At 55.9% G+C, this 3713-nt stretch carries 4 protein-coding genes; all 4 read right to left on the reverse strand.

All coding sequences use genetic code 11. The features are described from left to right. Positions 1-162: 162 nt before the first annotated feature. On the reverse strand, positions 163-873 hold the full coding sequence (locus tag PHW99_RS18320) for an RNA ligase family protein (protein WP_300181134.1): 711 nt from the start codon (positions 871-873) through the stop codon (positions 163-165). Next, positions 870-1409, reverse strand: coding sequence for a hypothetical protein (locus PHW99_RS18325; RefSeq protein WP_300181137.1), 540 nt, complete (start codon positions 1407-1409; stop codon positions 870-872). Before PHW99_RS18325 ends, PHW99_RS18320 begins: the two co-directional genes overlap by 4 nt. Then, positions 1409-2803 carry a DUF3696 domain-containing protein gene (locus PHW99_RS18330; RefSeq protein WP_300181140.1) on the reverse strand — a complete coding sequence of 465 codons (1395 nt, stop codon included), beginning with the start codon at positions 2801-2803 and terminating at the stop codon, positions 1409-1411. The genes PHW99_RS18325 and PHW99_RS18330 overlap by 1 nt, the downstream gene beginning before the upstream one ends. Positions 2804-2855: 52 nt before the next feature. Next, positions 2856-3713 (reverse strand): methylmalonyl-CoA mutase family protein (locus PHW99_RS18335; protein WP_300181143.1); only part of this gene is annotated, 858 nt, incomplete at its 5' end.

Here is a 3713-nt window from a genome sequence, read left to right on the forward strand (position 1 = left end):
TTTGTTGACATCTGACCGTTGGCCGCAAACCAGGCTGGCAGGGGCAAGGTCATGGTGTCCACGCCCCGGCCGGATCGCGCCACCACACCGATACGCTTCATCGCATCGGCCAGCGCCCAACTGCGTCGGCGGGGTTCGCTCAAAGGCCGTTTGGTGTGCATATCAATTCAGATTCGCATGGGTCCAGTCCAGACGGTTCCACTCCATTCGCCGGCGACTCCAGTGCTCAGCAATGGCCTGCGTGAAATCTGGACGGACCAGCTTGGCCCGTGCCTCGCACCAGTCAGCAGATTCACGCCGAATCATCACACCTTCTAGCGCGCCTTGTCTGAATTGACTGTGTTGGCAGATCAGCAAGTCTTTAAGCTGCTGCAAAGTAAATTTGCCTTGCTGCAACTGTGGCACAGTGCTCAAGCTCAGCGTTGCAGCCAGCGCATTGCGCCGGGCCGTGTTCCAAAAGCGGCCCTGCGTCCGGTCGTACACATCAAACAGCAAGAACCAATCGGGTAAACGGTCATAGTCCAGCGAATGACGGGCGGCACACCACTCGCCAAACAGCATCAGATTGGACTGCATGTGCAGCGCCAGTTCAGTGCGCAGCTTGTCTCCATGTACGGCCAGCCAATCCGGCAAGCGGGCAAACTGACCGGCATGGGGAGCGTGCAAATATTGACCCCGGTTTTGGGCACGCAACTCACCATCCGGCGACAGCGAAAAGCCCAGATTGGCACCATCGAGCTTTTCTTCCACCACCACGTCGGCGCTCAGCATTTCGGTTGCCTCATGAGACGACAACACCTTGTCGTCGCGCGGCTCACCCTGCGCCAACCAAGCGATGTGCGGGGTGTGGGGAAAGCGGAAGAAGTCGGTCATTGCCCGCGCTCTGGTATTGCAGGCACCACTTGGTCCGGGAACTTCTTTTCATAGAACCGACAGGCATCATCAGGGCACAAAAACGCCACTCGTATCCCTTTCGTCTGCAGAGCTTGCCACCAGTTGAGCCATTTGCAATCCACAGCCTGCAAAATGACCGGCTTGGCAGGGTGCGCGTTGGCCACTGCCGCAAACTTGCGATCTGACGCATCAAAAATTGGCTGTAGTTCAGAGTCAGGAAACTCAATAAACGTGTCATCAGCAGTCGGAGTAATCGCCACCTGCTCCACATGCCTCGTATTGCCAGCATTGCGCAATAACCACTTTAAAAACACATCCCCAACACCTTTGGGCGGCTGAAGTTGTGTCCTTTTCTGATATTCCCTGAGGATAAGAAAAGAATCGTCAATGACGGTGATGCCATTGGATTGCATTTTCTGCAACACGCGGACACACTCGCTCACACAATCTGGCGACGCCTCTGCGTGCTGGTTATTGGCCACCAGTAAGACGTTGGTATCAATCACAGCGCGCATCACTGACCCTGTGCGCTGTGTTGCCGTTTTTTGGCGTCCATCGCAGCCAGAGTACGGGCTGAAATGTCCGCCATTTCATCCCCGAAGAAGTTTTCCGGCCAGTTTTCGATTTCTCCAAAGATATTCAGACGCAAAGGCTCCAGCTCGGTGGAAGAGCCTGATCGTCGGCAGAAATAGATGGCCACATCATGCGGGGTAAGTTCCCCCTCAGCAATGCGTCTTTGCAAACGATTCAGAAAGTGCTCCGAATGACTCTCCACGATGAGTTGGACATTGCGTTCCTTACCGTTTTCACGCGCCTTGATCGCTGAAATGAACACATCCGCAAGCTCCGCCTGCACTTGAGGATGCAAGTGGATTTCAGGCTGCTCCATCCACACCGTCGAATTGGGGGGGCAGTAAAAAGCCTGCACCAGCGCGGGAAGCACTTGCGACACCCCGAAACCCACATCGGTAATTTTGACTTCTGGCGCGCCAGCATGGGTTCTGACAAGTACTTCGTATTCCTTGCGGCCCTCGGCTACAGGCTTGACCGTAAAGCTGTTGATCACACCCAAGTCCTTCAACCATGCTGCAATAAAAGCCGTGAATGACTGCCTGGCCTTTTTGGGGCCACGGTTTAACATGCGGTCTTCATGTTGGGCGGCCAAAATGGCCGCCACGGTCGACTCCCCCGTCTGCCCCACTCCCTCAGGCGTATCACCTGACCATTGGTAGGTCCTCTGTGGATGATTTCTGAGTGGCCCCAGATAAGCAATGCTGCCCAAGAGGCTTTCTGTTGCCAGCGCGAAGTCCGTCAGAAATCCGGCATTCTTGAAACGGGCAATGCTTAAGTCCGACACCCGGTAAAACTTCTCTGGTTCATCCAATGGCCATTTGCGACCATCGGCCATTTTGAACTGGTATTTGTCAGACTGGAGGGAGAACTTGCGATCTTCACCACGGGATAAATCCACATCCAAGACAACACCATCCGAATTCCGCAAATCGTATCGAAGCGATGTGACCTCGGGCTGTCCGGTCTTTCCCGCAGACAAGCGCACCGCCAGGTGAACTTGGTTGCCGGTATACCGTTGCGTGCCGTCTAGCGGGTCTTTCACCTCCATCGCTTTGGGCAACGACCAGCCCAACTCGAAGTCAAGTGTTTTCGACAGATCGTGACCGTTCAGGCAATCTGCGAACGTGCCCAAATCAATCAATGAGGAGGTGTCACCCAGGTGCAGCGCACGCTTTCGGTCGGTTGACAGCGCCGTCTGCTTCAAACCCAGTAACAGATGCCCCAGACTGCTTTTACCGGCACTGTTGGCCCCGAATATCACCGTTAAGGGGGCGAGTCGAACCAAGCCCGTGTCTTGCCAAGCCTTGAAATTTTTGATTCGTAGTGATGTCAGCATAGGTCAAAATCTCCAGCACCCAGTCTATCCCACGCCACCAGCAACTAGCCACCTACATATTCCTCCGATACTGCCCCCCCACCTCAAACAGCGCGTTGGTGATCTGACCCAGTGAGCACACCCGCACCGCGTCCATCAGCACCTCAAACACATTCTGGTTGTCGATCACGGCTTGTTGCAGGCGTTGGAGCTGGGCCGGGGCTTCGTTCGCGTGGCGGGTGTGGAAGTCTCGCAGACGCTTGAGCTGGCTCAGTTTTTCTTCCTCGGTACTGCGCGCCAGCTCCAGCTTGTCCATGACCTGGTCGCCGTGTGGGTTGCGGAAGGTGTTGACCCCGATGATGGGCAGCTCACCGGTGTGTTTGAGCATTTCATAATGCATGGATTCGTCCTGAATCTTGCCGCGCTGGTAGCCGGTTTCCATCGCACCGAGCACGCCGCCGCGTTCGCTGATGCGCTCGAACTCCCGCAACACGGCTTCTTCCACCAGCTCGGTCAGTTCTTCGATGATGAACGCACCTTGTGATGGGTTTTCGTTTTTGGCCAGGCCCCACTCGCGGTTGATGATGAGCTGAATGGCCATGGCGCGGCGCACGCTGTCCTCCGTGGGCGTGGTGATGGCCTCGTCAAACGCGTTGGTGTGCAGGCTGTTGCAGTTGTCGTAGATGGCGATCAGCGCTTGCAAGGTGGTGCGGATGTCGTTGAACTGGATCTCTTGCGCGTGCAGGCTGCGGCCACTGGTCTGGATGTGGTACTTGAGTTTTTGCGACCGTTCATTGGCACCGTATTTTTCTTTCATCGCCACGGCCCAGATGCGCCGGGCCACGCGGCCCATAACGGTGTACTCCGGGTCCATGCCGTTGCTGAAGAAGAAGGAGAGATTCGGCGCAAAGTCGTCAATGTGCATGCCGCG

It is taken from the genome of Rhodoferax sp., from assembly GCF_028689305.1.
GTDB lineage: Bacteria > Pseudomonadota > Gammaproteobacteria > Burkholderiales > Burkholderiaceae_C > Rhodoferax.